Consider the following 2,120-nt stretch of genomic DNA (forward strand, 5'->3'; position numbering starts at 1 on the left):
GCACTTCTCGGTGCGGATCAAGCGATCGTCAGCCCAGCCGGCGTTGTTCACGAGCACATCGATCTTGCCGAACGTCGACATGGCTGCTTCGACGACGCGTTCGCAATCTTCGTAGACGGTCACGTCGCCGGCCACCGCGAGGCATCTCCGGCCGAGCCCTTCGACGATCGCTGCGGTCTCGGCCAACTTGTCGACGGAACGAGCGGTGATGACGACGTCGGCGCCCGCCGTGGCGAGAATCTCGGCGAACAGAACGCCCAGGCCATAAGACGCTCCGGTCACGATGGCGACGCGGCCGTCAAGGCGGAATGGGGTGGTGATGTCGATGCTCACGAATTGGCCTCACTGACAAGTTGATCGCGGAGTTCTCGTTTGATGATCTTGCCGCTGACGGTCTTCGGCAGTTCGTCGAGGAACACGACCCGACGGGGCGTCTTGAACCCGGCGAGGTTGTCGCGCGAGATGGCGATGATCTCTTGCTCTGTGGCCGTCGCGCCGTCCTTCAGCACGACGATCGCAACGACAAGCTCACCCCACTTCTCGTCCGGTATCCCTACGACCGCGGACTCGGAGACGGACGGATGCAGGTACAGCACCTCTTCGACTTCACGGCTGTAGACGTTTTCGCCCCCGCTAATGATCATGTCCTTCATCCGGTCAACGATGTAGAAGAACCCTTCCTCGTCGCGGCGAGCCATATCACCTGTGTGGAACCACCCGTCGTCGAACGCCTTCGTCGTACCCTCCTCGTTCCGGAAGTAGCCCTTCAGCACCTGTTCGCCGCAGATGACCATCTCGCCGACCACCCCAGGCGGGCACTCGTTCATGTCGTGATCGACGACCTTGACGTCGGCGAGCACCATCGGGGTCCCGCACGAAGCGAGTAAATGCTCCTCACCCATAATCGCCCGCGCATGCGCGTGCTTGGGGAACGTGAGGACATTGCCGCCGAGCTCGGTCATGCCGAAGCCCGAGTACACGATCGGACCGAACCGGTTGATGGCCGCTCGCAGGATCTCGACCGGCATCGCCGCTGCGCCGTAGCCGATTCCGGTGAGTGAGCCGAGGTCGTAGTCGTTGAGCTTGGGGTGTTGGAGGATGAAGTTCAGCATCGTCGGGGCCATCGATGTCCCGGTGATCTGATGCTTATCGACCATCTGCATCCACAGCTCCGGCTCAAACATCGGAGTGAGCACGATTCTGCCGCCACGGAAATGGGTGACCGGCACGGTGTAGCCCGAGACGTGGCAGAGCGGAAACGCCACCAGATTGCGCTCGTCGGGTTGCGGTTCGTACTCGATCACCGAGTTGAGTGCGGCGACGATGAGGTTGCGGTGCGTCAGCATCGCGCCCTTCGGGAAGCCAGTGGTGCCACTGGTGTAAAGCAGCCACGCAGTCGAGTCTTCGTCGATCGTGAGGCCGTGCGGTTCCAGCGAGGCGGCGCCCACGAGGTCGGCGTACAGGACCTCGTTCTCGCCGGCCGTGTCACCGATGACCACGATGTGTTCGACCGATGACGACTCGACCAGATAGGGCCGGAGTTCGTCCAGAAACTTGCCTTGGACGACGAGCACCTTGGCGCCAGCGTTGGCGATGATCCACGCCCACTCCTTGGGGTGAAGGCGATAGTTGAGAAAAGTGAGGGCCATCCCGGCGGCGGGCACGCCGTAGTACATCTCGACATACTGGGGAAGATTTTCTGCGAGGATCGCAACCCGGTCGCCAGGCTCGCCCAACTCAAGCATCGCGTTGGACACCTTGTGCATGCGATCACGTAGCTCACCGAAGGTGACGGTCCGCTCGTCGGCGATGATCGCGATCTTGTCGGGCGTCTTGCGCCCATTCAGGTTGATGATGTCGCCGAGCAGCACGGTATGTCCCCTAATCAGCCGTTTAATTGAAATTTTTGGGAGCCGGGCGCGAACCAGAAATCGAGTGACGCGACTCGTCTCCACATAGTTGACGATGATATCAAGTCCTGGGAGCCTGCAAAAGGTCGGAGACGGCCGACGGCAGCATGACACACAGGGAGAACCAACATGACCGACAACACCAATAACACCGACAACACCGCGTTTGTCTCTCCGTTCGACTCATCTGGCGTCGTTCGAACTGCCGAC

At 61.0% G+C, this 2,120-nt stretch carries 2 protein-coding genes; both read right to left on the reverse strand.

Annotation, left to right across the window (positions count from 1 at the left end; translation table 11 throughout):
• Positions 1 to 327, reverse strand: a 327-nt coding sequence (locus ACH2EI_RS20235) for an SDR family NAD(P)-dependent oxidoreductase (protein WP_395161373.1), incomplete at its 3' end; no start/stop codon positions are given.
• A gap of 2 nt (positions 328 to 329) precedes the next feature.
• The gene (locus tag ACH2EI_RS20240; protein WP_395154278.1) at positions 330 to 1,871 is read right to left on the reverse strand and encodes a class I adenylate-forming enzyme family protein; all 1,542 of its coding nucleotides are present in this window, start codon (positions 1,869 to 1,871) and stop codon (positions 330 to 332) included.
• Positions 1,872 to 2,120 lie beyond the last annotated feature (249 nt).

Source organism: Ilumatobacter sp. (genome assembly GCF_041688325.1).
Taxonomy (GTDB): Bacteria; Actinomycetota; Acidimicrobiia; order Acidimicrobiales; family Ilumatobacteraceae; genus Ilumatobacter_A.